Source organism: Ideonella sp., from assembly GCF_041914305.1.
In the GTDB taxonomy this organism is placed as follows: domain Bacteria; phylum Pseudomonadota; class Gammaproteobacteria; order Burkholderiales; family Burkholderiaceae_C; genus Ideonella.
The window spans coordinates 114,399-138,811 of record NZ_JAYSDQ010000011.1; the positions used below are offsets into that span (position 1 = coordinate 114,399).

General features: G+C 69.2%; 14 protein-coding genes. 6 read left to right on the plus strand and 8 right to left on the minus strand.

All coding sequences use genetic code 11. The features are described 5' to 3' along the window. Nucleotides 1-300 precede the first annotated feature (300 nt). The gene (locus ACE3SG_RS15920) at nucleotides 301-1,137 is read right to left on the minus strand and encodes a hypothetical protein (protein WP_374566541.1); all 837 of its coding nucleotides are present in this window, start codon (nucleotides 1,135-1,137) and stop codon (nucleotides 301-303) included. Between the two features lie 159 nt (nucleotides 1,138-1,296). Between ACE3SG_RS15920 and ACE3SG_RS15925 the strand changes: the two genes are divergently transcribed. The 4 genes from ACE3SG_RS15925 (at nucleotide 1,297) to ACE3SG_RS15940 (ending at nucleotide 11,142) form a co-directional block, all read left to right on the plus strand. After that, complete coding sequence (locus tag ACE3SG_RS15925) at nucleotides 1,297-4,512, plus strand: AAA family ATPase (RefSeq protein WP_374566542.1); 3,216 nt, start codon at nucleotides 1,297-1,299, stop codon at nucleotides 4,510-4,512. Further along, nucleotides 4,512-7,757 carry an AAA family ATPase gene (locus tag ACE3SG_RS15930; RefSeq protein WP_374566544.1) on the plus strand — a complete coding sequence of 1,082 codons (3,246 nt, stop codon included), beginning with the start codon at nucleotides 4,512-4,514 and terminating at the stop codon, nucleotides 7,755-7,757. The genes ACE3SG_RS15925 and ACE3SG_RS15930 overlap by 1 nt, the downstream gene beginning before the upstream one ends. Nucleotide 7,758: 1 nt before the next feature. Then, nucleotides 7,759-10,023, plus strand: coding sequence for an AAA family ATPase (locus tag ACE3SG_RS15935; RefSeq protein WP_374566546.1), 2,265 nt, complete (start codon nucleotides 7,759-7,761; stop codon nucleotides 10,021-10,023). Nucleotides 10,024-10,101: 78 nt separating this feature from the next. Continuing rightward, nucleotides 10,102-11,142: a hypothetical protein gene (locus ACE3SG_RS15940; RefSeq protein WP_374566548.1), complete on the plus strand. Its 1,041-nt coding sequence runs from the start codon at nucleotides 10,102-10,104 to the stop codon at nucleotides 11,140-11,142. Nucleotides 11,143-11,184: 42 nt separating this feature from the next. Here the strand turns inward: ACE3SG_RS15940 and ACE3SG_RS15945 are convergent, their stop codons facing one another. Together ACE3SG_RS15945 and ACE3SG_RS15950 are read right to left on the minus strand one after the other, a co-directional pair. Further along, nucleotides 11,185-12,096, minus strand: coding sequence for a hypothetical protein (locus tag ACE3SG_RS15945; RefSeq protein ID WP_374566550.1), 912 nt, complete (start codon nucleotides 12,094-12,096; stop codon nucleotides 11,185-11,187). A 44-nt stretch (nucleotides 12,097-12,140) separates the two neighbouring features. Continuing rightward, nucleotides 12,141-13,226 carry a DUF3616 domain-containing protein gene (locus ACE3SG_RS15950; protein ID WP_374566552.1) on the minus strand — a complete coding sequence of 362 codons (1,086 nt, stop codon included), beginning with the start codon at nucleotides 13,224-13,226 and terminating at the stop codon, nucleotides 12,141-12,143. Nucleotides 13,227-13,366: 140 nt separating this feature from the next. Between ACE3SG_RS15950 and ACE3SG_RS15955 the strand changes: the two genes are divergently transcribed. Continuing rightward, the gene (locus tag ACE3SG_RS15955) at nucleotides 13,367-15,604 is read left to right on the plus strand and encodes a hypothetical protein (protein ID WP_374566554.1); all 2,238 of its coding nucleotides are present in this window, start codon (nucleotides 13,367-13,369) and stop codon (nucleotides 15,602-15,604) included. Continuing rightward, the gene (locus ACE3SG_RS15960) at nucleotides 15,601-16,965 is read left to right on the plus strand and encodes an esterase/lipase family protein (protein ID WP_374566556.1); all 1,365 of its coding nucleotides are present in this window, start codon (nucleotides 15,601-15,603) and stop codon (nucleotides 16,963-16,965) included. Before ACE3SG_RS15955 ends, ACE3SG_RS15960 begins: the two co-directional genes overlap by 4 nt. A 90-nt stretch (nucleotides 16,966-17,055) precedes the next feature. Here the strand turns inward: ACE3SG_RS15960 and ACE3SG_RS15965 are convergent, their stop codons facing one another. The 5 genes from ACE3SG_RS15965 to flhA all read right to left on the minus strand — a co-directional run bounded on the left by ACE3SG_RS15965 (nucleotide 17,056) and on the right by flhA (nucleotide 24,074). Then, complete coding sequence (locus ACE3SG_RS15965; RefSeq protein ID WP_374566557.1) at nucleotides 17,056-18,558, minus strand: S8 family serine peptidase; 1,503 nt, start codon at nucleotides 18,556-18,558, stop codon at nucleotides 17,056-17,058. A 256-nt stretch (nucleotides 18,559-18,814) separates the two neighbouring features. After that, nucleotides 18,815-19,552 (minus strand): RNA polymerase sigma factor FliA, encoded by a 738-nt coding sequence (locus ACE3SG_RS15970; protein ID WP_374566559.1) that lies wholly within the window; start codon nucleotides 19,550-19,552, stop codon nucleotides 18,815-18,817. A gap of 30 nt (nucleotides 19,553-19,582) precedes the next feature. Next, nucleotides 19,583-20,380: a flagellar biosynthesis protein gene (locus tag ACE3SG_RS15975; protein WP_374566561.1), complete on the minus strand. Its 798-nt coding sequence runs from the start codon at nucleotides 20,378-20,380 to the stop codon at nucleotides 19,583-19,585. Between the two features lie 20 nt (nucleotides 20,381-20,400). Further along, nucleotides 20,401-21,987 (minus strand): flagellar biosynthesis protein FlhF, encoded by a 1,587-nt coding sequence (gene flhF / locus ACE3SG_RS15980; RefSeq protein WP_374566563.1) that lies wholly within the window; start codon nucleotides 21,985-21,987, stop codon nucleotides 20,401-20,403. Beyond that, a complete protein-coding gene (gene flhA, locus ACE3SG_RS15985; protein ID WP_374566565.1) occupies nucleotides 21,984-24,074 on the minus strand; it encodes a flagellar biosynthesis protein FlhA in 2,091 nt (696 codons plus the stop codon). Before flhA ends, flhF begins: the two co-directional genes overlap by 4 nt. Nucleotides 24,075-24,413 lie beyond the last annotated feature (339 nt).

The following is a 24,413-nucleotide window of genomic DNA, read 5'->3' on the forward strand; positions in this document are numbered from 1 at the left end:
GACGCAAAGCAGATCGCCTTCGGGGATCAGCCGCGTTCATATCAAAGGACTGGAGATGTCCTAACATTCTGGCTGAAAAGCGAGTCATGGTCTGCCAAGGGCACGTTCAACGTGCAAACGCTTCGGCTAAGGCTTGAGACGCAATTCGTCGGACCTTCCCTCTTCGACATATCAGACGAGGAATGCAGCGTGCGGCCGCCTGGGTAGTCTGAAGCAGACATGCACCCGCGTTGGAACTTGGGCCATTGGCAGAACACCTGTTTCGCCTCGGTGGGCCGTTTGCATCCAAGCCCGAGCACGTCAGCCAGTGGACTCGTCGACGTGGCAAGTGCTGCGCTTCATGCCATCGCGCAGCGCATGCAAGCGCTTGATGACGCCGCTGCGCTCGTCGAACTCGGCGACCATCAGATCGAGCGCCCCGCGGCGATCATGCTCTTCCACAGGCAGCCACGGTGCGCCGAGCGCTGCCCACTGGGTGTCGGTCAGCAGCATCTCACCGGTCAGGAAGAGCTGGTGCCGATGAGGCCCGGCTTCGAAAGACGTGGCCACCGCCTCGCCGTGGTCGGCCGGCCGGCACAGGCCATGCGCCATCGTCTGGTCGAAGACCAGCAGATCACCGGGTGCCAGCGCCAGGCGCACACCGGCATGCGGCATCACGAATTCCACGTCGACGACATCGAGTGCCAGCAGCCAGAACAGGCAACCCGACCAGTGGCGGCTGACATCGTTGTGAAAACCGGCGCCGCACGAGGCCAGGTAATCGATGCGGGTGGCGACGCTGTCCCGGTAGCAGGCGAACTCGTCGCCCAGAACCCCGGTCACCTGCAATGCACCGGCGATCTCACCGACCAGGTCGGTCACGCCGGGGGCCGCCGAGGCCAGGTCGTCCTGCGTGGTGGTGGCGTAGTCGATGTCCGAGAAGACCTCGATGTTCACCCGCGCATAACCCTGGGCCACCAGGCCCGCGAGCGAGCCCGCATCGAGAAACGTGGTGTGCACGAGGTGCACCTGGCCATAGGGCGCACGCGCATCGAAGGCGTGTCGCGGCTCGTCGCTGCGCACCGCGAAGGCACGAAAAGGCTTGGGCACCCGATGCATGCCGGCGGCGATGAGACGATGGGCGGAGATCGAGGCCATCGCGCCATTGTCGTGAGGAGTGGGGCCGCCCCCTCTTACCAAGGATCTTCTGCTGCGAGAATCTCTCCAAAGGGATCTTGCAGTCAATGAAACACCAAGAAGTCTGCAGGCTGTCTGCTGGCCCAGCGCTCGATTTGCGCTTGCCCGACTGACGGCTCGATGCGCTCCGCCAACCAACCCGGCCTCGCCTTCTTCGAACTGACCACGTCATCGGGCGAGGTCGTTGTCACGCCGCTGGCTTTTCCGGAGATGGCCTGGGTCGGCAGCACCGCGGCGGCCATGGCTCGCAAGATGGCTGGTGCGGTGCAGAAGCACCTGATCGACCAGGGCGAGTACCTGGAGGCGGTGCAGGCCACCGCTGGTGGCTGCGAGCTCGAGCGCCATGAGCTGCAGGTGGACCTGCCGGCCGGCGCCGATCCGATCGCGCAGCCGGCACGGCGCGTGACTTACGTGGCCTTCCTGTCGACAGGCGCCGAGGGCGCGCGGGCGATCGGCTGCGTGCCGGCGCTGGGCGTCGTGGCGCTGGCCGATGTTGCGGGCCTGCGTGACGCGGTGATCCAGGCCATCGTGCTGGAGCATCGGCGCATGGGCAGGCTGGCCGACGTGCGCAAGCAGGTGGCCGCGTCGTGGTTCGAACAGGTGGAGCTCAAGGCTGAGACGCTGGCGTTGGAGTTCCACGGTGCCGAGGCGCTGCGCAAGCTGCAGCAGCGCAGCGAGCCCATGCTGAACGGCGTGGCCGAGGAGATGCGGCCCGGCCCGCGCACCGCCATCGGGCTCGAGGAACCGCTGGCGATGCTGGAGCGCGCCGTCGAAGGTGCGTTCGCGCGCAGTGTGCTTGTCGTGGGCGCCGAGGGCAGCGGCAAGACGGCGCTGGTCCGCCACTACGCGCGCGATCGCGCCCGGCGCCACGCCGCCGCACCGTGGGAGACCACCGCCGCCCGCCTGATCCAGGGCCTGACGCGCGACGGCGGCTGGCAGCATGCATTGGCGGTGCTGTGCGGCGAGCTGGCACAGCGCGACGTGATCCTGTACGTCGACCACCTGTCCGAGCTGTTCGAGGTGGGCCAGTACCAGGGCAACGCCGTGAGCCTGGGCGAGGCCTTGCGCGAGCCGCTCGCGCGCGGCCGGCTGATGCTGCTGGCCGAGGCAACGCCGGCCGAGCTGGCGCGCATCGAGCTGCGTTCGCCCGGCTTCGGCGCGCTGTTCCAGACGGTGCGCATGCCCGAGCTCGGCGAGGCCGCGCAGGAGCGCGTGATGGTCGAGGCGGTGGCGGCGCTGGCGCGCGAGCACCGCGTGACGGTCGCGCGCGACGCGGTGGCCGAGCTGCTCGCGCTGCAGCGGCGCTTCTCGCCGTACTCGGGCTTCCCGGGCAAGGGCATCCGCTTCTTCGAAGAGCTGATCCTGCACGCGCGCGGCCGAACGGCAAGCCTGGGCCGCGACGACGCGATCGAGGCGTTTTGCGCGGAGACGGGCATGCCGCGGCGCATGCTCGACCCGCGCCAGCCGCTGGATCTCGCCGAGGTGGATGCGTTCTTCCGCCGCCGCCTGTTTGGCCAGCCCGACGCGATCGACGTTGTCACCGGCCTGCTGGCGACGACCAAGACGGGCCTCGCCCGCACCGGCAAGCCCATCGCCTCGTTGCTGTTGATCGGCCCCACTGGCGTCGGCAAGACCGAGACCGCCAAGGCGTTGGCCGAGTTCATGTTCGGCGATCCGCGCCGGATGATCCGTTTCGACATGAGCGAGTACGCCGACCCGGCCGCGGTTGTGCGGCTGCTGGGCGATCTGGGCGGCGAGGAGGGGGTGTTGACCGGCGCGGTGCGGCGACAACCGTTCTCGGTGCTGCTGCTCGACGAGCTCGAGAAGGCGCATCCGAGCTTCTTCGACCTGCTGCTGCAGGTGCTCGGTGAAGGCCGGCTGACAGGCGGCGACGGCCTGACCGCCAACTTCTGTGGCTGCTTCGTGGTGATGACGTCAAACCTCGGCGCCGAGGCCTCGATGCGCGCGCCGATCGGCGTGATGCGCGGCAATGACGATCCGCGCAAGCACTTCGAGCGCGTGGTGCAAGAGAGTCTGCGGCCCGAGCTGTTCAACCGCATCGACCACGTCGTGCCGTTCGCTGCGTTGAGCGCTGCCGAACGCGCGCCGATCTTCGAGCGTGAGATCGGCCTGCTGCGCCGGCGCGATGGCCTGCTGGAGCGCCACGCCGAGCTGCATGTGGACACGGGCCTGCCTGTGCAGTTGGCCGCGCTGCCGGGCGACGCGCGCTACGGCGCGCGCGACGTGCAGCGCACGCTGCGCCGCGAGCTCGTGCTGCCGCTGGCGCATGCGCTGTCGCCGCATGCCTACGTCACGCCGGTGACGGTGCGCATCGACGCGGGTGCGCAAGGCTCGCCGAGCGTCGACGTGGAGCCCTCGCTGCGCCCGGTCGACAGCGCGCCGCTGCTCGCGGCCGACACGCTGGCCGACGCACGCCGCCACTGGATGCGCGTGACCGATGGCCCGATGTTCGTGAACCTCGTCAACCAGGTGTTCCGGTTGGATCGCGAACGCCAGCGCCACGAGAAGCGGCGCCGCGGTGATCCGGCGATGCCGCACTGGGACACCACGGCGCCGGCTGCACGTTGGCGCGAACTGGACACGGTGCAGCAGGAAGCGAAGGGCCTGCTCGCCGAGATCATGGACCTCGAAGGCCAGGCGCTGCTCGCGCTCGCGGGCGAGCCGCAGCCGTCGCCCGACGTCGAAGCGTGGCGCCAGCGCTTCGCTGCGTTCCAGCAGCGAGCGTTCCACGCGATGCGCCCAGACAGCGGCGTCTGCACGGTGGGCCTGTACGCCGCGCCGCGCCTGTTGCCGATGCTGCTGTCGGCATGGACCGACGTGATCAAGCAGGCGGGCTTCGAACAGCGCTGCCAGGTGGTATCGCTGCGTGAAGAGGGCGGCCGAAAAGAGACCGAAGGGGAGGCCAAGTCTGTGCCCGGGCCGTACCAGAAGTCCGCCTGGCCGCGGGTCGAGAAGGTGCATCCGTCCACAGAGGGGCCCATGGTCGGCTTCGAGTTCGAATGCCGCGGACCGGCGGCGTACGACTTCCTGCGGCTGGAGGCCGGTGTCTGGCGCCTGTTCGAGGGCGACCGCAAGGCCGAGATCTGGGTGGCGGTGCGCCCGGTCACGCTGGACAAGTTCGACACGCCGGCCAACGTGCACCGCCAGCATTTCTTTGATGCACTGCCCGTGCACCGCCACATCAAGGGCGGGCAACTGATCGACCCGGCGTCGGACCGGCGCTGCGAATTCCCCGACGCGAGAGCCTGGAAGCGCGCGCTCGATCGCCAGTTCGAGGCCTTGATTGGCCGCATGCTGCTCGGGGAGGAGGTGTGATGGAAGCACTTCGCATCCCGCTGCTGGTCGCGCACCGCAAGGAGTCGGGCTACAAGTTGCGTTGCCTCTTTCTGCCGCACATCGAAGCGACGGCCGAGCGCTACGAATCTGCGCTGAACAAGCTGCGCCAGGCCATCGTGGGCTATTTCCAAGGCACTCGCAGCGATCGTTCGACGCTGGACGAGCGCCTGTGGCTCGCCTTCACGCCATCGCTGCGCTTCGAGCTTGTGCCGCTGGGTTTCGATTCCGGCCGTCGTTGGGTCGAGGGGGTGTTCGCCGCAGCGCATTTCACGCTCGGCGAACGGCGCTATGCCTGTCTGCCGCAGCTGGATGGCATCGTGGCCGATCTCGGCGACGGCGGCGTGCCGCAGGCGGAGCGCACCGAGCGCCTGGTGGCCTGCATCCAACGCTACTTCCGCGAGCAGCGCAAGGAGCTCGGTGAGGCGTTCGATCCGCTGCGCTGCCTGGCCTCTGCCAACGACGAGTTGGGCGAGCTGGAGTTGTCGCTGCACGTGGCCAACGGCCGCTTCCCGTTCGAGGCGATGGCTGACCGCTTTGCCGCGCTGCGTGGTGACGACATCGGCGACGGGCCCACCGAGATGGCGCGCGTGGCCACCGACCTGAACGAGCTCTACCCGGAAGAACTCGGCCGCGCGATCCTGCGCGACGCCCAAGTGGCCGAGGTGGAGCAGGCGATCTACCGCGCCGATGCGAGTGCTTTCGTGCTCGTGGGGCCGCGCGGCGCCGGCAAGACCGCGCTGGTGCATGGCGCCGTTCGCCGGCATATCGAAGGTCAGGCGGGCCGCCAGCGCGGCAAGCTGCAGAAGGTCTGGCACCTCGATCCGATACGGGTCATCTCCGGCATGAGCGTCATCGGCCAGTGGCAGCGCCGCATGGCGGTGGTGATGCAGCACGTGCAGTCTCGGCTGCGAGAGACGCACGGGATCGGCAAGCCCGACCACCTCTACTGCGACAACCTCGTGGCGCTGCTGGCGATGGGCAAGAGCTCACAGAGCGCGCTGACGCTGGCCGACGTCTTGCGTCCGCAGCTGGAGCGTCGCGCCTTCACGCTGATCGGCGAAGCCACACCCGAGGCCTGGCAGAAAGTGCAGCAGCGCGATCGCCGTTTCGCAGACCTGTTCCGCGTCATCCGCGTCGAAGCGCCGGCCCGCGCCGACGCCATCCGCGTCGTGGGCTGGCGCCGCGCAGAGCTCGAGCAGCGCCATGGCTGCAAGGTCGAATCGACCGCGGTGGCCGAGCTGCTGAAGCTCGAACGCCGCTTCGCCGGTGACGAGGTGCTGCCGGGTTCGGCGCTGCGCGTACTCGATCGCCTGGCCTTGCGGCACGCCAAGCAGACGGTGGGGCGCGCCGAGGTGATGGCTGCTTACCTGTCCGACTTTCATTTTCGCGAGCGCCTGTTCTCGCGCCATGTCGGCCTCGCGCCTTCGGAGGTGACGAAACACTTTGCGGCACGGCTGGTCGGTCAGCCGCAGGCGCGGGCGAGCCTGGTCGACGTCGTCGCGCTGGTCAAGTCCGGGCTCGCGGCGCCCGGCAAGCCGCTGTCTTCGCTGCTGTTCATCGGCCCCACCGGCGTGGGCAAGAGCGAAGCGGCCAAGCTGCTGGCCGACTACCTGTTCGCCGACGAGGGCGGCCTCGTTCGCTTCGACATGAACGAGTATGTCGACCCCGACGCGCTCGACCGCCTGATCGGCGATGCGGCGCGGCCCGATGGTCAGCTCACGGCTGCGGTTCGGCAGCGGCGCGCCTGCGTGCTGCTGCTCGACGAGATCGAGAAGGCGCATCCGGCCGTGCACGACCTGCTGCTGCAACTGTTGGGTGAGGGGCGTCTCACCGACGCGCTGGGCCGCACCACCGATTTCTCGCAGTGTGTGGTGATCCTCACCTCCAACCTCGGCGCCGCCGCGGCCGAGCGCAGCACCGGCTTCATGAAACAGGCGAGCGATGCGGCCCACACCTACCGCGAGGCGGTGGAGCGCTTCTTTCGGCCCGAGTTCTTGAACCGCATCGACCAGGTCGTCGGCTTCACGCCGCTGGCGCGCGAGGACATCGCCGGCATCGCGCGGCTGCAGCTCGATCGCGTGCTGGCGCGCGACGGCTTCGTGCTGCGCCTGACCTTTCTCAACGTCTCGGGTGACGCGCTGGATCACCTCGCGGACATGGGGCGCGACGAGTCGCTCGGCGCGCGCGCACTCAAGCGCGGCATCGAGCGCTCGCTCACCGGCCCGATCGCGCAGCGGCTCGCCTCGTCGCGCCCCGGCGACCCGATGCTGCTGGACGTGTCGTTCGCCGACGGCTCGCTCGCCACGCGCGCGACGCTGCTGAGTTTTGCGAGCGCGCATCCGGTGCCCTTGCCGGTCGACGACGGAACGGCGTCGGGCTATCAGCGTGTGCGTGACTCGGCGCTGGGGCTGCACGCATCGCTGGTGGCGGCGTTGGATGCCGGACCGCCTGACGAGGTCGAGTTCGCGCTGCGGGCTCTGCAGGTGCGGCTCGATCCGTTGCGCGAGGTGCTCGAGCGCCGCTGCTGGGACCTGGCTGAGCGCCGCGCGGTGCCGGCGGGCCGGCCGACGATCAACACGGCGCGGGCGCGCGACTGGCGCGAATACGGCAGGCAGACCAGCGACATGCTGGAGGCCGCGCTGGACATCCACGAATTCTTCGATCGCCTGCAGGCTGACTCGACACCCTTGCGCGGTGTCGAGTCGGAGCTTGTTCGCTGGCAGCTCGAACTGAGCCTGCTGGCGCGACGGGCGGACTGCCTCGCGCGCGGCGGCATCGACAGGGTGTGCGTCCAGATCGTGCCACTGCAGGCGGGCGACGGCGCGGCGCTGGTGAAGACCGCCTGGTCGGACTACGCCGCGCTGCTGTCTCAGCTCGACGCGCACGAGCTGCCGTCGCCCAGGCCCGGCGTTCATTGCTTCGAAGGGGCGGGTCTGGCCGAGGTGTTCGCCGGCGAGTGCGGCGTGCACTTCTGGTACCTCGGCGACGACCGGCCGGTGCCGTTGGCGGTGCGCATGCTGCCGCTGGAGGGCGACACGGTGGTGGCGCTACCCACCGAGGTGGTGCGCATCCGGTACGAGCCGGGGAAGCGAGGCGACCACCGTCGCGTGACCGACCTGCGCTCGGGGCTCGTGCGCAAGTTCGCCGAGCCTTTGGCTGAAGAGGACTGGCGCCTGCTGCTATGGAATGCGATGGCCACGGCGCGATCGCCCGAGGAGCGCTGAGATGGCGGTGCTGTCCTATCCCCTGGTCTGCTGGCAGCTCGACGACGACTCGGTCTTCGGCATGCTGCTGGGCACCGACTTCCAGGCTGTCGAGCGCAACGCCAAACGGCTCAAGACCGCGATGGCAGAGATCCTGCAACGCGAACGAGAGCGCGGCCGCTTCGTGCCCGATCCCGACGTCGACGAGCCGCAGCTGCGCATCGTGAAGGTGCAGGTGAACCTCGCACACCGCACGGACAAGGGCAGCTTTCCGGTGCCCACGCGCACCGAGATCGCCGTCGCGGCCGTGTATGGCGCGAAGGCGAGCGAGGGCTACCTGAAGTGCTGGCTGCCCTGGCTGGAAGAAAGCTTCTACTACTACGATGAAGCGCAGCTGCCGATGCTGATCCAGCATTTCACGCGCGATCGCCTCGACGGCACGGCGCCGGAGCAGGCGCAGCGCTACGTGGCGCGCGGCACGCCGTGGCTGGAGGTCGTAGAGTCGCGCCGCGAGGATCGTGAGGCCGCGCGCCAGTACGTGCCGCGCCATGTGCGCGATGCGCACGCCCAGCTGGCCATCGTGGCCGACCGCCTGCCTGAGGTCGGCGGCCGCCGTTCTGCGCAGGGGCTTTCGGAAACGGCCTGGGAGCAGGGCGCACTGGTCGATGAGATCGCTGCGCGCCTGGCGCGCGGCGGCAACCTGCTGCTGGTGGGCGAGACAGGGGTGGGCAAGAGCGTGGTCATCGCAGAGGCGATCCGCAAGGCGCACCGCGCCACCACCCACCGCACTGCGCCGCCGACGTTCTGGCGCAGCAACTCTGAGCGCCTGGTCGGTCGGGCCAAGTACCTCGGCGAGTGGCAAGCGTTGTGCGACCAGGCGATGCAGTGGCTGGACATCTCGCGCGGCGTGTTGTGGGTCACCGATTTCCTGAACCTGCTGCAGATCGGCGGCGAAGGTCCTGAAGAGTCGATGGCCGCCTACCTGCTGCCGGCGTTGAAGCGCGGCACGCTGCGGTTGATCGGCGAGGCGAATCCGGGCGAGCTGGAGGCGGCGCGCCGCAGACTGCCTGCCTTCGTCGACTGCTTCGAGCCGATGAGCCTGCCCGAGATGGATGGCCAGCGTGCGCGCCGCGTGCTGGAGCTGTTCGCGGCGCAGTCCAAGAGCGCGTTGTCGGTCGAGATCGAGCAGCCTGCGCTCGACATCGGCTATCGCCTGCTCACGCGCTACGTGCGCTACGAGCGTTTCCCCGGCAAGGCCGTGCGATTCTTCGGCGAGTGCGTGCGCGAGGCGATCGCCGACCGCGAGCCCGTGGTGACCGAGACGCGCGCCATCGCACAGTTCGCGCGCTTCACCGGCCTGCCCGAGCGCTTCCTGCGCGACGACCAGCCGCTGGACGATGCCGAGGTGCAGGCCTACTTCGCCGGCCAGCTGTTCGGGCAAGACGCCGCGATCCGCCACCTGAAAGACGTGGTGTACCTGTTCAAGTCGGGCCTCAACGACCCGGCCAAACCGATTGCGACGCTGCTCTTCGCGGGGCCCACCGGCGTCGGCAAGACGGCGGCGGCCAAGGCGCTGGCGGGCTATTTCTACGGCGCCAACAGCGGGGTCGATCCGCTGTTTCGCGTCGACATGAGCGAATTCCAGCACGCGTTCCAGATCGCGCGCCTGATCGGCACCGGCAAGCGACCCGGCAAGCTGGTGGAGCACGTGCGGCAGCGGCCGTTCTCGGTGGTGCTGCTCGACGAGATCGAGAAGGCCGACGCCTCGGTGTTCGACATGCTGCTGGGCGTGCTCGACGAGGGCCGGCTGCGCGACAGCCACGGCCGCGTCACCGACTTCCGCGGCACGATCGTTGTGATGACCACGAACCTCGGTGTGCGCCACGGCTCGTCGCCTGGCTTTGCGGGTTTCGACGCGGCTGTCGACGCGACGCAAGAGATCCGCCAGTTCTTCCGTCCGGAGTTTTTCAACCGCATCGATCGCCTCGTGCACTTCGCGCCATTGGGCCGCGAAGCCATTGCATCCATCGCACGGCAGGAGCTGCAGGCGCTCGAGCGACGCGAGGGGCTGCTTCGGCGCGGCTTGACGCTGCGCTTCGCGCCATCGGTGGTCGATTTCGTCGCCACCGTCGGCTTCAGCCCGCGCTACGGCGCACGACCGCTGCAGCGCGCCGTCGAGCAGCACGTGGTCGCGGCGATCGCACGCGCCCTGTTCGGCGACGTGCCTGACGGCGCCACCCTGGAAGTCGACATTGTCGACGGCGCTGTGCAGGCTCGGGTGTGCTGAAGCCGCTGGCTGGCCTCGTACTGAAAGCTGCGAACTGCGTTACGCTGCTACCCTGACTTCGAAGATGAGGGACACGGGATGAGCGGCATGCGTTGGCGGAGTGTGGTGACGGCGTTGGCGGCCCTGGCCGGGTGGGCGGGGCCGGCTGCCGCGGCCGTCTACGCGGTGCACGAGTTGCCGACCGTGTTGCCGCGCCCGGACAACGACTGGTGGGCGACCGCGCGGGACATCGATCAGGACGGGCATGTGCTCGCCACGGTCGAGGTGGTGAAGAACAACCAGGTGTTTTCGGCCGGCGAGCTGTGCTCGCTCGACGATTGCCGCCACCTGTCCAAGCACACGCATTCGACCGACTGGCGTGCGATGAATCCCCAGGGGGACACGGCGGGGACGGTCTGGTCCGATGGCGTCGCCTACGCCTCGCGGCGCATCGCCGGCCAGGGGGTGGCGTTGCTGCAGCGGGGCAATGCCTACGACATCAATGCCAGCGGCGTGATCGTCGGGGCGACGCTGAAGGTCAGGCCGTTTGTGTACGACACCGCGCTTCGCTACCTGCCGACGCCCGGCGGCACCCAGGGGCGGGCCTATGGCATCAACGACCAGGGCATGGTGGTCGGCCAGTTGTACGTCGCGGCCACCGGTGACTCGCACGCGTTCATCTACCGCGACGGGGTCACGACGGACCTGGCCGCGAACGCACCCGAGTTCAGAAATTCGATGGCCTTGGGCGTCAACAACGCCGGCATCGTCGTCGGCTGTGCCAACACCAGGGCCGGTGAGCCCACCGTGGCGGCTGTCTGGCGCGAAGGGCGCGTCGCCTACCTGGGCGCGCTTGTCGCGGGCACCAGGGGCGGCGCATGCGCGACGGCGATCAATGAATCGGGGCAGCACGTGGTTGGGGTCAGCGATGTCGACCCGCTCGATGCGACGCGCCGCCATGGCTTTGTTCATGACCGAAGCGCGATGCGCGACCTGAACGACCTGCTTCGGCCCGAGGACGCGGGCCGCTACGAGATTCGCGAGCCCGGTGCGATCAATGACCGCGGCCAGATCGCCGCGACCGCGGTGCGGCTGGCGGACCACCAGTACGTGGCGGTGCGTCTGGACCCCGTCGAATAGCGAGGCTGGTGGTCGCCTGGACGGCCGTCGTTGCGGGCAAGCCTAGGGCAGGCTCAGCGACAGCAGCTGTGCCGCGACGCGGCGGTCGTCGGCATCGGTCACCAGGAGCAGTTCGGGCCGTGGGCCCCCCGATGCCAGTGCGATGCCCTCGGCCTTGCACGGCACAGCCAGCGGCTCCAGCCGCATCAGGTCGCCGGCGGCGCTCACCACCCCGACGGCCGACCCCATGCAGCGGCCATCGGCGTAGGCGTCGCTCGTGTCTTCGGCCGCGGCACAGAACACCCACGACCCGTCCGACAGGGCTGCGCCATCGGTGAGGCACAAGGGCACACCGTCGAGGCCGCCCAATTCGATCTCGCTGAGGGAGCGGGCCGCCGGTACGGGCCCGACGCCGCACAGCCAGCGCTCGACACCTTGCCAGGCGAAGCGCACGCACGCGTTGACCGGCGACCCGCGGTGGCCGCGTTGAAGCAGGCACAGGTCACCGCCAGCGACGAACGCACCTTCCAGGTTGAGATCCGCAAAGCGGTGTCGCAGCGGCTCGTACAGCGGCGCCATGTCGAGCTCGCGCACGGCGCCGACGAGTTGGCCGCGCGCATCCAGACCCCACAGGACGGCCCGCTGCCGGTTGGCCCGCGAGCCCGACCCGAGCGCCAGCAAGCATCCGAACGGGTAGCCCTCGAAAGCGGGCAGGGTGGTCAAGGCCTCGAAGTCCGGCTTGGCGGCCTTGCGTTGCGCGGGATCGGTGGGCAGTTCGTTCTCGACCAGGCGCACCAACCGGCCCGGGCGATTGGCCGCCAGATCGAACACGCCCAGGCTGAGTTCGTCATCGGCCACCACGTAGAGCGTGGTGTCGATTCGCACCAGGCCGCTGGCGGCGCTCAGGTGGCTGCAGCCGCGGTCGCCCGCCGGGGGCGACACATCAAGGTGGCGAAGAAGGCGGGCGTGGATCAAGTGGCGACCTTGCGAAAGCCGATGGGTGGGTCCGGGACAGGACACTAACGAGGAATGTCGAACACGAGCGGCCCGCCGTCGCAGACCCCGTCCGACAGGACGACGATCCGGTAGCGGGTCGTCGACTCCTCGAGGATGGACAGGGCTTCCGGCTTGATGGCGTCGGAACAGGCGCCTCCCAGGTCGCTCTTGCGAATGTCGAGCACCGCCAGCCGCCTGGGCTGAGGGTTCTGCCCGGCCGCGCCTGCTGGTTGCCACTCCGCCACGCTCCATGTGGCGTCGGCGCCGGCGTCATGGTCGTCCGGGCCGAGCAGCAACAGCAGCGAATGGCTGGCGGCCGCCATGTCGCGGATGCCCACGCGCGTGCCCAGCGCCAGCCGGTGCAGGGCCGGCGCGGCGTCCGTGCCGTCGAACAATGCCTGTGCGTTGACTGAAAAGACCGGCGCCGTGCCGTCTTCCGATGGGCCGCGGAAGCCCGCGTAGAGTCGTCCGCCGGATACCGCCAGGCCTTCGATGTTGATGCCCGGCCGGTGCTGCAACTGTTCTGCGGAACCACCTTTGCCGTCACCCAGGCAGCCCTGCGCATGCAGCCGCAGGTAGGGGTCCTTCAGTATCAGGTCCCAAAGGCGCGTCGTCGTCACCCGGCTCTCGATACCCGCGAGTGCGCCGTTCGGCGCCGCCGCCTTGAACCGCACCAGGACGCGGCTGGCCGGGTTGGGTTTGCAGGACTCGCGCTTGACCGAATGCGACCCCAGCACATAGAACATGTCGCCCGAGAACGCGGCGCCCTCGGCGTCCATCTCGCCGTCCGCTCCGGTCAAGTCGATCGGCGGGCCGATCGGTTGCATCCGCTGGGGGCCCAGCCACGCAAACTGCGCTTGGGTGCCTTCGTCGAATACGACCAGGCAGTGCCTGTTCGCTCCACTCGGTGCGCAGGCGATGCCACTGGCGGATTGCCGGGTCTTCTTCTTGTCGAACGAGAAGGGCGGGTCTACTGGCAACGCCGGCCCGTCGGGCCTGACAACGGGCACCGGAGGCGGTAGAGCACTCGCGGCCGGGCTTCGAAGGGGCAGCCAGGCCAGTGCGCTGCAGGTGACGCAGGCAGCGATTCGATGGGTGCGGTCCAGCATGCTGCCTCCAGTCCAATACCGGGATTAGGCCAGATACAGTTCGCGTCTTCGGCGCGTGCAGAACAACGCGTCGTCCCTCAAGCTGTGGATGCTTGCACGAGCGCGCCGCGTCAGCATCCGCATCCGGTATCGGAGCGCCCATGGCCACCAGAAACAAGCAGTCCGGCCCGGATGCCACGCGGGTGACGATCCGGCTCGGCGGGGACAAGGAGCCGATCGAGTTTCATCCCGATCCGGCCACCTTCCAGACGGCCGCGATGCAGTGGTCGTACGTGGCGCGCACGCGCGAGCGTTGGCGCACCGACGGGCAGGACCCTGCGCAAGGTGAAGGCGGGCCGCTGCAGAGTTACCTGAGCGCCGACGACATTGACCGCATCGCGCGTGCCGAGATCGTGGAGGTCAGCCTGCCCGGATCGGTGATCGAGGAACGGGGCTGGGAGTACCGGGTCTTCCCGTGGGAATACGTGCTGTCGGCGATCACGCGCACGCGGCGCTCGCGTTCGCTCACGATCATCCGCCATCTGCGGGTCGAGGGGGCGAGCGCCGATGCGTCGGTCCGCTTGCAGCGCCCGGCCATCGTGGAGTCGGCGCCGCTTCGGCTGGCGCAGTTCTACGACGCGCGGCGCGAAGGCGACCTGATGCTGAAGGCGCTGGGCTTCGACCCCGCCAAGGTGAAAGAGCGCCTGCGCGACCCGACGCTGGATGATCTCGAGCGCTGGCTCGGCAGCACGCAGCCCAGCCTGCTGCACCTGGCCGGCGTCGACACACACCAGGCCATTGCGCTGCTCGGCCTCGAACGCAAGTACCCCTCGCGCGCGCGGCGCGATGGTTATGCGATGCGCAGCGCCGACCCCGACGAACCGATGGCCATCGCCGATGCCGACGCGCTGGCCCAGGCCATCTGCGCCACCAGCAAGCCCGACCTGGTGATGTGCAACTTCTACAACTCGGCCTCGCGCGTGGCCGCCCGCATGGTGGCGCACGGGGCCAAGATGGCGATCGGCTACCACGACGCCATCGACGACAGCATGGCGGCGCTGTTCTGCACCTCGCTGTACGGGCAACTGGCCGAAGGCCGCAGTGTGCTCGAGGCCTTCGGCCACTCGCTGGCCACGCTGCGGCAGCAAGACATTCTGCGCGGCGCGGGCGTGGTGCTGTGGTCGTCCGTCTCGCTGTTGCAGGCCAAGACGAGGGTCGCCAAGAGCCGTGTCCCGCGGCCCCGGAACGCCGACGAGGTGTCGGCGCGTGAACGCATCCAGGTGCGGGTCGAGCCGCTGCCGCTCATCAACTACTCGCTGCTGCACAACGGCCAGAGCCCGTTCAGCTCGCTGGTCATCGAGCGTGCGCGCGTGCAGGGGCCGATCCGCGACATCCAGGTCTCCATCGAGCTGCACGCCGGCGATGTCGCGTTTCCGTACAACGCGACCTTCGACCTGCCCGAGGAGCGCTCGGCGCTCGTGCTCACCGACCGCGTGGTGCTGCCCTTGACCAGCACGCTGATCCGCACCCAGAGCGAGCGCATCCAGAGCAGCCTGCGGGTGGCGGTGCACTGCGGCGGCGAGCTGGTGACCCAGGAGACGCACCGGGTCGGCCTGGCGCCGGTCGACGAGTGGCAGGACGGCGAACTTGCCGAGTGGCGCTGGCTGCCTTCGTTCGTGCTGCCCAGAGACCCTGCGGTGGCGCGCATCGTCGATTCGGCCCAGGCGATCCTGTGCGCACTGGCCGATGACACCGCGGCCGGCTTCGACGGCTACCAGAGCGTCGACGAGAACGGCGCCGACGACGATGCACGCTACGGCTGCGTCGACAAGCAGGTGCAGGCGCTGTGGTACGCGATCCTCAACCAGCACGGCCTCACCTACATCAACCCCCCGCCGTCCTACGGCCAGGGCACGCAGCGCCTGCGCACGCCGAGCCAGCTACTGGCCGAGCGGAGAGGCACCTGCATCGACCTGGCGCTGCTGCTCGCGGCCTGCCTCGAGTACGTGGGCATCTCGCCGGTGCTGTTCCTGCTGTCCGGCCATGCCTTCGCCGGCTACTGGCGCAGCGAGGCGTCGTACGAGAGCTTCCGCTCGGTGCCGCAGGGCCAGGTCGTGGCCGTCAAGGAGGGCTCGGACGACAGGGGCGCCGGCAGCACCTTGAACAACCCGAAGGGCGTGGTCGGCAAGGACCAGCAGCGCGAGGTCCAGCGCCACATCCACCTCGGCCACCTGGTGCCGCTGGAGGCGACCTGGTTGACCTCGCGCGGCAGCTTCCAGGCCGCTGCCGAGGAAGGGCGCCACAACGTGCGCTCGGCCGACTACCAGGCCATGATCGACCTGCGCTTGTCGCGGGACCTGGGCGTCACGCCCTTGCCGCTGCTGGGGGCCGCGCCATGATCCCGCCTGTCATCGATCCCGCGGCCGCGCTGTTCGACGCGGCCACCCGCAGCCTCGAAGACGACGGGCTCGAGGTCGGCAACAAGGCCGGCCCGGCGCTGCGTGTGGCCGAGGCGCGCCGCCGCCGCATGGCCGCCGCCCCCACGGCCGGCCGGGCGGCCTATCTCACGCTGGTGCGCGGCAGCGACGGGCTGCTGGACTTCCAGTGCGACGCGGGCCCCGCGATGCGCCCGCGGCAGCGGGCCTGGCGCCGCGGTGCGCCCGGCATCTTCGACGCCGTGCCGATCAACCACACGCTGTTCCGGCCGGTCGAAGGCTCCAAGGTCAGCGAGTTTCTGGAAAAACTCGACAACGGCTTCAACCCCCGCTACGGCCTGTTCGACCTGCACGGGCAACGGGTGAACCAGGTCGCGCCGGCGGGCAAGGTCTTGCTCATCGTGCACGGCACCTTCAGCAAGGGCGATGCGATCCTCGGCCAGCTGCGCGAGGCGAAGAATGCCGCCGGTCAGTCGGTCGGTCGCCAGCTGCTGCAGGCCGCCGGCACCGCCTACCAGCAGGTGCTGGTCTTCGAGCACCCCACGTTGCAGGTCGGGCCGTGGGTCAATGCGCTCGACCTGGCGCGCGCATTCGCGGGCTCGCGAGCCCAGGTCGACGTGGTCTGCCACAGCCGCGGGGGGCTGGTGACACGCTGGTGGCTCGAGGTGCTGCAACCGCAGATGCTCGCCAGCGCCCGGGTGGTCTTCGTTGCCTCGCCGCTGATGGGCACGGGGCTGGCGTCGCCCTACCGCCTGCGCACCGCGCTGAAGCTGCTGGCCAACTACAGCGCAGCCGTGGGCGGCGCGGCCGGCCTGGCCGGGTTGGCGTTGCCGATGTTCAAGGTGGTCGAAGGCCTGGCCACCTTGCTGGCTTCGGGCAGCGCGCTGCTGGGCAGCTCGCCGGTGGCCGACGCCGCCGTGGCGATGGTGCCGGGGCTGGCCTCGATGTCGCGCTACGGACCGGACGGCGTCGACTTCATCAAGGGCAATGTGGAGCTGGAGAAGTTGTCGTTCGGCTGGACCGCCCCGCCGCCGGGTTATTTCGCAGTGACCAGCAACTTCGAATCGGCGGCGGTCGGCTGGCGCTTCTGGGAGGCCTTTCGCCGCCCGGCGCAACGCCTGGCCGACGCGGGCACCGACCTGCTGTTCTCGGGCGCGAATGATTTTGTGGTCGACACCGAGTCGATGGCGCGGGTCGGTGTCGGTGCCGACATCGTCGATCCGCGAAACAGGTTCGACTTCGGCACCAACGACCGGGTCCACCACGTCAACTACTTTCTCCAGCCCGAGACCATCGACTTCATTCGCCAGTCGCTGGCGTTCTGAACGCGCGGGCGCTGCCCGCGAAAGCAGCAACGCCTCCCGAAGGAGGCGTTGCGAAGCGGGGCGAGCCGGCTGCGCCGGCTCAGTGCTCGATCAGTCGTCGTTCGACAGGTCCAGCGGGCTGGCGATGGCCTTCTTGTAGGCCGCGTACACGTCGATGCGGCCGTAGCCGATCATGTTGTTGGGCCAGGTGGTGGGCGAGGTGCCGCCGCAGGTCTGGTTGACCGGGTCGGTCACGCCGTCTTGCTGCGCCGTCTTGCGGAACAGCTTCTCGACCGCGGCCGGGTTGCCCTTCAGCGACGGCACGGCCGACATCAGCAGGGCGGCGGCGCCGGCCACGTGCGGCGTGGCCATGCTGGTGCCGCTCATCGTGGTGTAGGTGTTGGGCGGGTAGGCCGAGAAGATGTTGACACCCGGGGCGGAGACATCGGGCTTGACGCCCTTCACCTTGGCCACCGGGCCGCGGCTCGAGAAGCCGGCCAGCTTGTCGGCGCTGTCGGTTGCGCCGATCGTGAACGACAGCTGATAGATCGCCGGCGGGTCGGTGATCGTGCTGCAGTTCGGGCCGTCGTTGGCGGCGGCGGCCACGAACAGGATGCCGCCCTTGACCAGGTTGTTGACGGCGGCCTTGATCTCGGTGCCGACCGTGCAGCCTTCGCCGTCGGTGCAGCCCCACGAGTTGCTGATGATGTCCGGCGCCTTGTCCGGGTCGGGGTTCTTGTTCTGCAGGTCGGTGGGCGCCAGCATCCACTGCATGCACTCGATGTAGGTGGCCGGCGTGCCGTTACCGGCGTTCATGTTGCGGCAGCCGATCCACTTGGCGCCAGGGGCCACGCCGACCTGGTGGGTGGCGTTGTCGTCACCGGCGAAGGTGCCGGCGGTGTGGGTGCCGTGGCCATGGTCGTCACAGGGCTGCGGCGAGTTGGCCGGGCAGCTGCTGTTGGCGGTGTGGATGGCGTCGTGCCAGTTGTAGTTGTGGTCGGCGGTGCTGCCGTTCCAGCCGCGGTACTGCGACTTCAGCGCCGAGTGATCCCAGCGGTAGCCGGTGTCTTCGCCGGCGATGGTCACGCCTTCGCCCTTGACGCCTTCGGCCCAGACCTTGGGGGCGTTGATCTTGTCCACGCCCCAGGCGATCGACTCGACGCCCGTCGGCGATTCGGTGCGGCTGGCGTCACGCTGCGGCAGCTGCACCTTGATGGTCGGGTTGGGCTCGATGCGGCTGACTTCGTCGCGCGCGGCGAGCGCCGCCAGGTCGGCCGCCGAGAGCTTGGCGTAGACGACGTTCGCGATCCAGAACGCCTGGTATTCGATGCCGCGCGAATCCAGCCAGGCGCGCAGGCCACCTTGCTGCGCATCGGCGCGGTTGACCAGCGCATTGACCAGCGCGCGGCGCTTGGCCTTGTAGTCGGCCCCTTCTGGGAGCGACGCCACGGCCGGCGTCTTCTGGTCCTTGAGCACGATCAGTGCTTCGGCCCGCCCGTCGCGGCGCGCCGCTGCGGCGAGATCGCCATTGATCTGCCCGGCCCAGGCCGTGCCGCTGGCAATGGCCAGGGCCACGAGGGAAAGGCGGTGCCATCTGACGTTCGATTTGCTCATGACCTCGAATGCTCCTCAAAGTTGGGCGCTGGGATGGCGGCGCCCCTGCGCCGGTGCAAGCGAGCGATTCTGCGCTTGGCACGGGCCCTGAAAGCACCCCGCTGAACCATGTTGAACATCGTGCCCCCCACGTCCAAGGGGGCGCCTGCCGAGCCAGGCCGCCATCAAGCGCATCCCGGGGGCGGGCGCGGCCCAGAAACGCCAACGCCTCCCGAAGGAGGCGTTGCACCACACGTTCCGACTCAGCTGCGGCGGGTCACCACTCGCGCAGCTTGACCCGCAAGCGCGCGATCGACTGGCTGTGCAGCTGGCACACGCGCGACTCGGTCACGCCCAGCACGGCGGCGATTTCCTTCAGGTTCATGTCGTGCTCGTAGTACATGCTCATCACGTACTGCTCGCGCTCGGGCAGCTTCTTGATCGCTTCGACCAGGGCTTCGCGCATGCGGTGGTCTTGCAGCTGCGCCAGCGGGTTGCCGTCTTCGTTGGCCACGTGGCGGTCGAGGAACTCGTCGCCGCCTTCGTCGCCGGACATGTCTTCCAGGTAGACCAGCTGGGTGCCGCGCACCTTGGTCAGCGTGTCCTGGTATTCGGTCAGCGTGACGCCCATTTCCTTGGCGATCTCGCTTTCGGCCGGGGCGCGGCCGTATTGCTGCTCGAGCTTGTGCACGGCGGCCTCGATCTCGCGCTGCTGGCGGCGGTTGCCGCGGCTCATCCAGTCGCTGCCGCGCAGCTCGTCGAGCATCGCGCCGCGGATGCGCTGGGTGGCGAAGGTTTCGAACTGCACGCCCTGGTCGGTGTCGAAGCGGCCCATCGCGTCGTGCAGGCCGATCATGCCGACCTGGATCAGGTCGTCGATCTCCACGTTGGCCGGCAGCTTGGCGATCATCTGGTGCGCCAGGCGGCGCACCAGCGGGCTGTACTGCTTGAGCATCGCGTTGGCGTCGATGCCGGGCATCGCTTTGGCGTCGAGTCGGCCGGTGGCGGTGTACATGGGCGGTCTCCGAGAGGGGGCGTGTTCGGGTCAGTAGGCGTGCACGTCGTGGCCCGCGCTGAGCGGGGCCAAGCCAAAGCCGGTGTCGGGCGCTTCGGGGTCGAGCAGTTGGTTCGCGGCCAGGCGGGCCAGGGCCGGCGTGGCAGGGGCGGTCAGCGGGTCGCGCTTGTCGAGCCACACGGCTTCGCGCACCACGGTGCCCAGGAAGCTGTCGGCCGTCTCGGCCAGGCGCTCGGCGATGCGTTGCGCGGCCTTGGGCGCGCCGGCCATGCCGGTCAGCAGGTCGAAGGTCATCAGCCCGCTGCGCTGCGACAGCAGCTTCATCGAGGTGTAGGCGTCGGTCAGGCTGGCCGGGTCGAGCGTGGTGGTCAGCACGGTGCGCACCTCGCGCCGGCCGAGCAGGCGGACCAGGTCGCGGGCGTTGGCGTGCAGCAGCAGCACGTCGGCCTGCGGCGCCGCGGTTTCGACGGCGTTGAGCCAGGCTTCGCACGAGCCGCGGCTGTTGACGTGGCGCAGTGGCAGGCCGCGGGCGGCCAGGTAGGACATGTTCGGCCCGAGCGATTCGATCGCCGCGGCGAGGTCGATCTCGGCCATCGCGTTGGCGCGCGGGGCGCAGTCGGCCGCGTCGACCACCAGCGCGTGGGCGCCGAGCTCGGTGAAGGCGCCGGCCAGCCGCTCGAGCAAGATCGGCGTGCAGTCGACATGGGCGTTGAAGGCGATCGGCACCAGCCGCTGGCGGCGGCCAGACGCGAACAGCCGGCGCAGGCCCTCGGCCTGGTCGACCGGGCCGGAGCCTTCGTCTTCGGTGGGGTAGGGCAGCGGGCGCATGGCGGTGTCGTCCGTGGCGTTCACAGGTGCAGCGAGGCGCCGCCGGCCGCGCGGCCGCCGCGGGTGGCGGTGGCGAACACCAGCTGCACGTCGTCGGCTTCGAGCTTCCAGGTCGAGCTGGTCGGGGCGCGCAGGGCGCGCTGCACCAGCGCGTTGGGCGACAGGCGGTGCCAGTCTTCGGGCACGCGCTGGCCGTTGGCCACGCCCAGCACCTTGAGCTTGTGGCGGATGATCGCGTCCAGCGCCGGGGCCAGCTTGACGGCCTCGTCGATCTTGCTCAGCACCACGCCTTTGCACTGGGCGGCGCGCCAGTTGGTGATGACCTCGTCGATCGTCTCGCCCTGGGCCGACGCGTCGACCACCAGCAGGCGCTGGATCGAGCGGTGGCTCAGCATGTCCAGCAGCTCGCGGGTGCGGCTGTCGCGCTGGGCCATGCCGGCGGTGTCGATCAGGACCATCTTCTTGCCCGACAGCAGTTCCAGCAGGTCTTCGAGCGAGGCGCGGTCGTGGGCGGTGTGCACCGGCACGCCGAGGATGCGGCCGTAGGCGCGCAGTTGTTCGTGGGCGCCAACGCGGTAGGCGTCGAGCGTGATCAGGCCCAGGTTGGCGGCGCCGTATTGCGTGGCGAAGGCGGCGGCCAGCTTGGCGGTGCTGGTGGTCTTGCCGACACCGGTGGAGCCGATCAGCGCGAACACGCCGCCTTGCTCTTCGAGCGCAGGCTCGGTGTCGCCGGCGTGCAGGTTGCGCTCCAGCACGCTGGCGGCCCAGACGGCTTCGTCAGCGGCGTTGGCGGGCAGTGCGTCGACCAGCTTGCGGATCAGGCCGGGCGAGAAGCCGGCGTCGAGCAGCTTCTGCGCCAGCAGGGCCTGGCGCGGCTGGCGCTGCAGCTTCTCCATGAAGGCCAGGGCGCCGAAGCGCTCTTCGATCAGGCCCTTCATCGAGCGCAGCTCGTTCATCATGTCTTGCTGGTCGCGGCGGGCCGGGGCCTCTTCGAGCGACGGGGCGGCCGCCACGGTCGACAACGAAGGCATCGCGAAATCGCGCGGCTCGGGGCGGGTGTCGCGCACGTCGTCGTGGCGCGGCTCTTGCGCACGCGGCAGCGGGCGGCGGGCCGGGGCTTCGGGCGCGGCGGCGCGGGCCGGGGCACGCGGGGCGGGTTGGGCCGGCACGTGGTGGTCGGCGTAGGTGCCGGCGCTGCCGATGTCGTCTTGCCCCAGCGCGGCCTGGCGGCGCTTGAGCATGCGCTCACGCACATAGTCCTGGAACGACAGCGTGCTCATCGCCATCTGCTCCACGTCTTCCTGCACCTCGGGGGCGGCGGCGCGGCGGCCGGTGGCGGCGGCCGGTTGGGCGTTCTGGCGCTCGACGCGGGCGGCCAGGCTCTCGCTGCGCGGGGCGGGGCGGGCATTGCCGCGCGGGGCGCTGACCTGCGGGGCGCTGTCGGCCACGCGTTCGATCTGTTCCATCGAGTCCGGCGCCATCGCCAGCACTTCGACACCTTCCGGCGCGGGCTTCGTCGAGAGCACCACGGCGTCTTCGCCGAAAGCCTGTCGAACCAGCGCGAACGCTTCGCGGGAGGTACGGGCAGTAAAGCGCTTCACATTCATGACGTTGCTCCGATGATCGAGCCGATCCGGATCGAGTGGGTCTCAGGAATCTCGCTGTGCGCCAGCACCTTCAGGCGAGGGGCGGCACGCTTCAACAGGCGGGCCAGCGGGGCGCGCAGGGCGTCCGGCACCAGCAGGCAGGCCGGCACGCCGAGGTTCTCTTGCTTGCGCACGCTGTCGGCGGCCTGCTTGGTCAGGGCCTCGGCAACGCCGGGGTCCAGCACGGCACCGTGCGGGGAATTCAGGGCCTGGTTGACCATGCGCTCCAGGTCGGGCTCCAGCGCGATCACGTCCAGCTCCTTGGCCGGGCCGTAGATCTGCTGCACGATGGCTGGGGCCAGGTGGATGCGGATGCGGCGGGCCAGCTCGGCCGGGTCGGTGACCATCGCGGCGTGCTCGGCCAGGCATTCGATGATCGAGCGGTAATCGCGGATGTGCACGCCTTCGTCCAGCAGCAGCTGCAGGACTTTCTGAAGGGTTGCGATGCCGACCATCTTGGGGACCACGTCTTCGATCAGTTTGGGAGCCAGTTTCGTCACATGCTCGACCAGCGCCTGGGTCTCCAAACGACCCAACAACTTGGCGGCATTCACTTGCATCAAGTGTGAAAGGTGGGTGGCCACCACAGTCGAGCAATCAACCACCGTAAACCCGCTCATTTGGGCTTGCTCGCGGTGGCGTTCCTCGATCCACACGGCGGGCAGGCCGAATGCGGGGTCGATCGTCTTGGTGCCCGGCAGCGCAGGCACCTTGCCGCCCGGGTTGATGGCCATGTACATGCCCGGGAAAGCCTCGCCTTCGCCCACCACGGCGCCACGCAAGGTGACGCGGTACATGCTGGGCTTGAGGTCGAGGTTGTCGCGGATGTGCACCGAAGGCGGCAGGAAACCGACCTCTTGCGCGAACTTCTTGCGGATGCCCTTGATGCGGGCCAGCAGGTCGCCCTTGCGGTCCTTGTCGACCAGCGCGATCAGGCGGTAGCCCACTTCGAGGCCCAGCGTGTCGACCGGCTGCAGGTCGTCCCAGCTGGCTTCGGCGTTGGCGGCCGGGGCGGCTTGGGTGGTGTCGACCTTGGGCTGCCTGGCCTCGCGCTTGGCCTTCTGGGTCAGCCACCAGGCGTAGTAGCCGATCACGCCGCTCATCAGCAGGAACACCAGGTGCGGCATGCCCGGCACCAGGCCCAGCAGGCCGATGATGCCGGCGGTCAGGCCGAGCGAGCGGGGCGAGCTGAAGACCTGGGCGCGGATCTGGCTGCCGATGTCGGTGTCGGTGCCGACGCGTGAGACCACCATCGCCGCGGCGACCGAGATCAGCAGGCCGGGGATCTGCGCGACCAGCGCGTCACCGACGGCCAGCAGGATGTAGCTGTTGGCCGCGTCGCTGGCCGACAGGCCGTGCTGGGCGACACCGATGATGAAGCCGCCGACCACGTTGATCAGCAGGATCAGCATGCCGGCGACCGCGTCGCCACGCACGAATTTCGACGCACCGTCCATCGAGCCGAAGAAGTCGGCTTCTTCGCCCACTTCGGCGCGGCGGCGCTTGGCTTCGGCTTCGTCGATCAGGCCGGCGTTCAGGTCGGCGTCGATCGCCATCTGCTTGCCGGGCATCGCGTCCAAGGTGAAGCGCGCGCCGACTTCGGCGATGCGCTCGGCACCCTTGGTCACCACGATGAAGTTGATGACGACCAGGATCGCGAAGACGATCAGGCCGACGGCGAAGTTGCCGCCGATCAGGAAGTGGCCGAAAGCTTCGATCACCTTGCCGGCGGCGCCGGGGCCGGTGTGGCCTTCGACCAGCACCACGCGGGTGGAGGCCACGTTCAGCGACAGGCGCAGCAGCGTGGTGACCAGCAGCACGGTCGGGAAGGCCGCGAAGTCCAGCGGCTTGATCATGTTGGCGGCCACCAGCATGACCATCAGCGACATCGCGATGTTGAAGGTGAACAGCAGGTCCAGCGCGAAGGCCGGCAGCGGCAGCACCATCATCGCCAGCACCATCACGATGAAGATCGGCGCCATCAGTGCCTTGACCATGGCGGCGTTTTGGCCGAACAGGGCTTGCAGTTGCTGTTGGATGGCGTTCATCGGAGGGTTTGGAAATGGAATGCGGGCAGGGCCTGTGGTGAAACTGAATGTTGCCCGGGCGCGCCGAAAACTTGAGCCGGAAAAGGGGCCGGAAATCGGCTGTCATCTGCGGTGAGCTGGACGGGTCGGCAGGGTTGGCGGTGCGCTCAGGTGCGGAATGTCACGAACGGCTGTTCATGCCATGGGGCTGGGCGGTGAGGTCGGTTTTCTGGCGCGGTGGAGCGAGTCCAGCCTAGGCGTGGTGCGAAGCCGGTGCCCCGAGTCTCATGGGACGCGCTTCAGCGCCGCCCCCTCCAAGTGGCGTGCGCGGAGCCGGCTTTGCCGGTCCGCTGCGCGAGC

What these genes read in the sequence shown, in the direction of transcription:
- ACE3SG_RS15935 (WP_374566546.1), top strand. Translation starts at nt 7,759, where the DNA reads ATGGCGGTGCTGTCCTATCCCCTGGTCTGCTGGCAGCTCGACGACGAC.
- flhF (WP_374566563.1), bottom strand. Translation starts at nt 21,987, where the DNA reads ATGAATGTGAAGCGCTTTACTGCCCGTACCTCCCGCGAAGCGTTCGCG.
- ACE3SG_RS15920 (WP_374566541.1), bottom strand. Translation starts at nt 1,137, where the DNA reads ATGGCCTCGATCTCCGCCCATCGTCTCATCGCCGCCGGCATGCATCGG.
- ACE3SG_RS15930 (WP_374566544.1), top strand. Translation starts at nt 4,512, where the DNA reads ATGGAAGCACTTCGCATCCCGCTGCTGGTCGCGCACCGCAAGGAGTCG.
- flhA (WP_374566565.1), bottom strand. Translation starts at nt 24,074, where the DNA reads ATGAACGCCATCCAACAGCAACTGCAAGCCCTGTTCGGCCAAAACGCC.
- ACE3SG_RS15955 (WP_374566554.1), top strand. Translation starts at nt 13,367, where the DNA reads ATGGCCACCAGAAACAAGCAGTCCGGCCCGGATGCCACGCGGGTGACG.
- ACE3SG_RS15970 (WP_374566559.1), bottom strand. Translation starts at nt 19,552, where the DNA reads ATGTACACCGCCACCGGCCGACTCGACGCCAAAGCGATGCCCGGCATC.
- ACE3SG_RS15960 (WP_374566556.1), top strand. Translation starts at nt 15,601, where the DNA reads ATGATCCCGCCTGTCATCGATCCCGCGGCCGCGCTGTTCGACGCGGCC.
- ACE3SG_RS15925 (WP_374566542.1), top strand. Translation starts at nt 1,297, where the DNA reads ATGCGCTCCGCCAACCAACCCGGCCTCGCCTTCTTCGAACTGACCACG.
- ACE3SG_RS15950 (WP_374566552.1), bottom strand. Translation starts at nt 13,226, where the DNA reads ATGCTGGACCGCACCCATCGAATCGCTGCCTGCGTCACCTGCAGCGCA.
- ACE3SG_RS15975 (WP_374566561.1), bottom strand. Translation starts at nt 20,380, where the DNA reads ATGCGCCCGCTGCCCTACCCCACCGAAGACGAAGGCTCCGGCCCGGTC.
- ACE3SG_RS15965 (WP_374566557.1), bottom strand. Translation starts at nt 18,558, where the DNA reads ATGAGCAAATCGAACGTCAGATGGCACCGCCTTTCCCTCGTGGCCCTG.
- ACE3SG_RS15940 (WP_374566548.1), top strand. Translation starts at nt 10,102, where the DNA reads ATGAGCGGCATGCGTTGGCGGAGTGTGGTGACGGCGTTGGCGGCCCTG.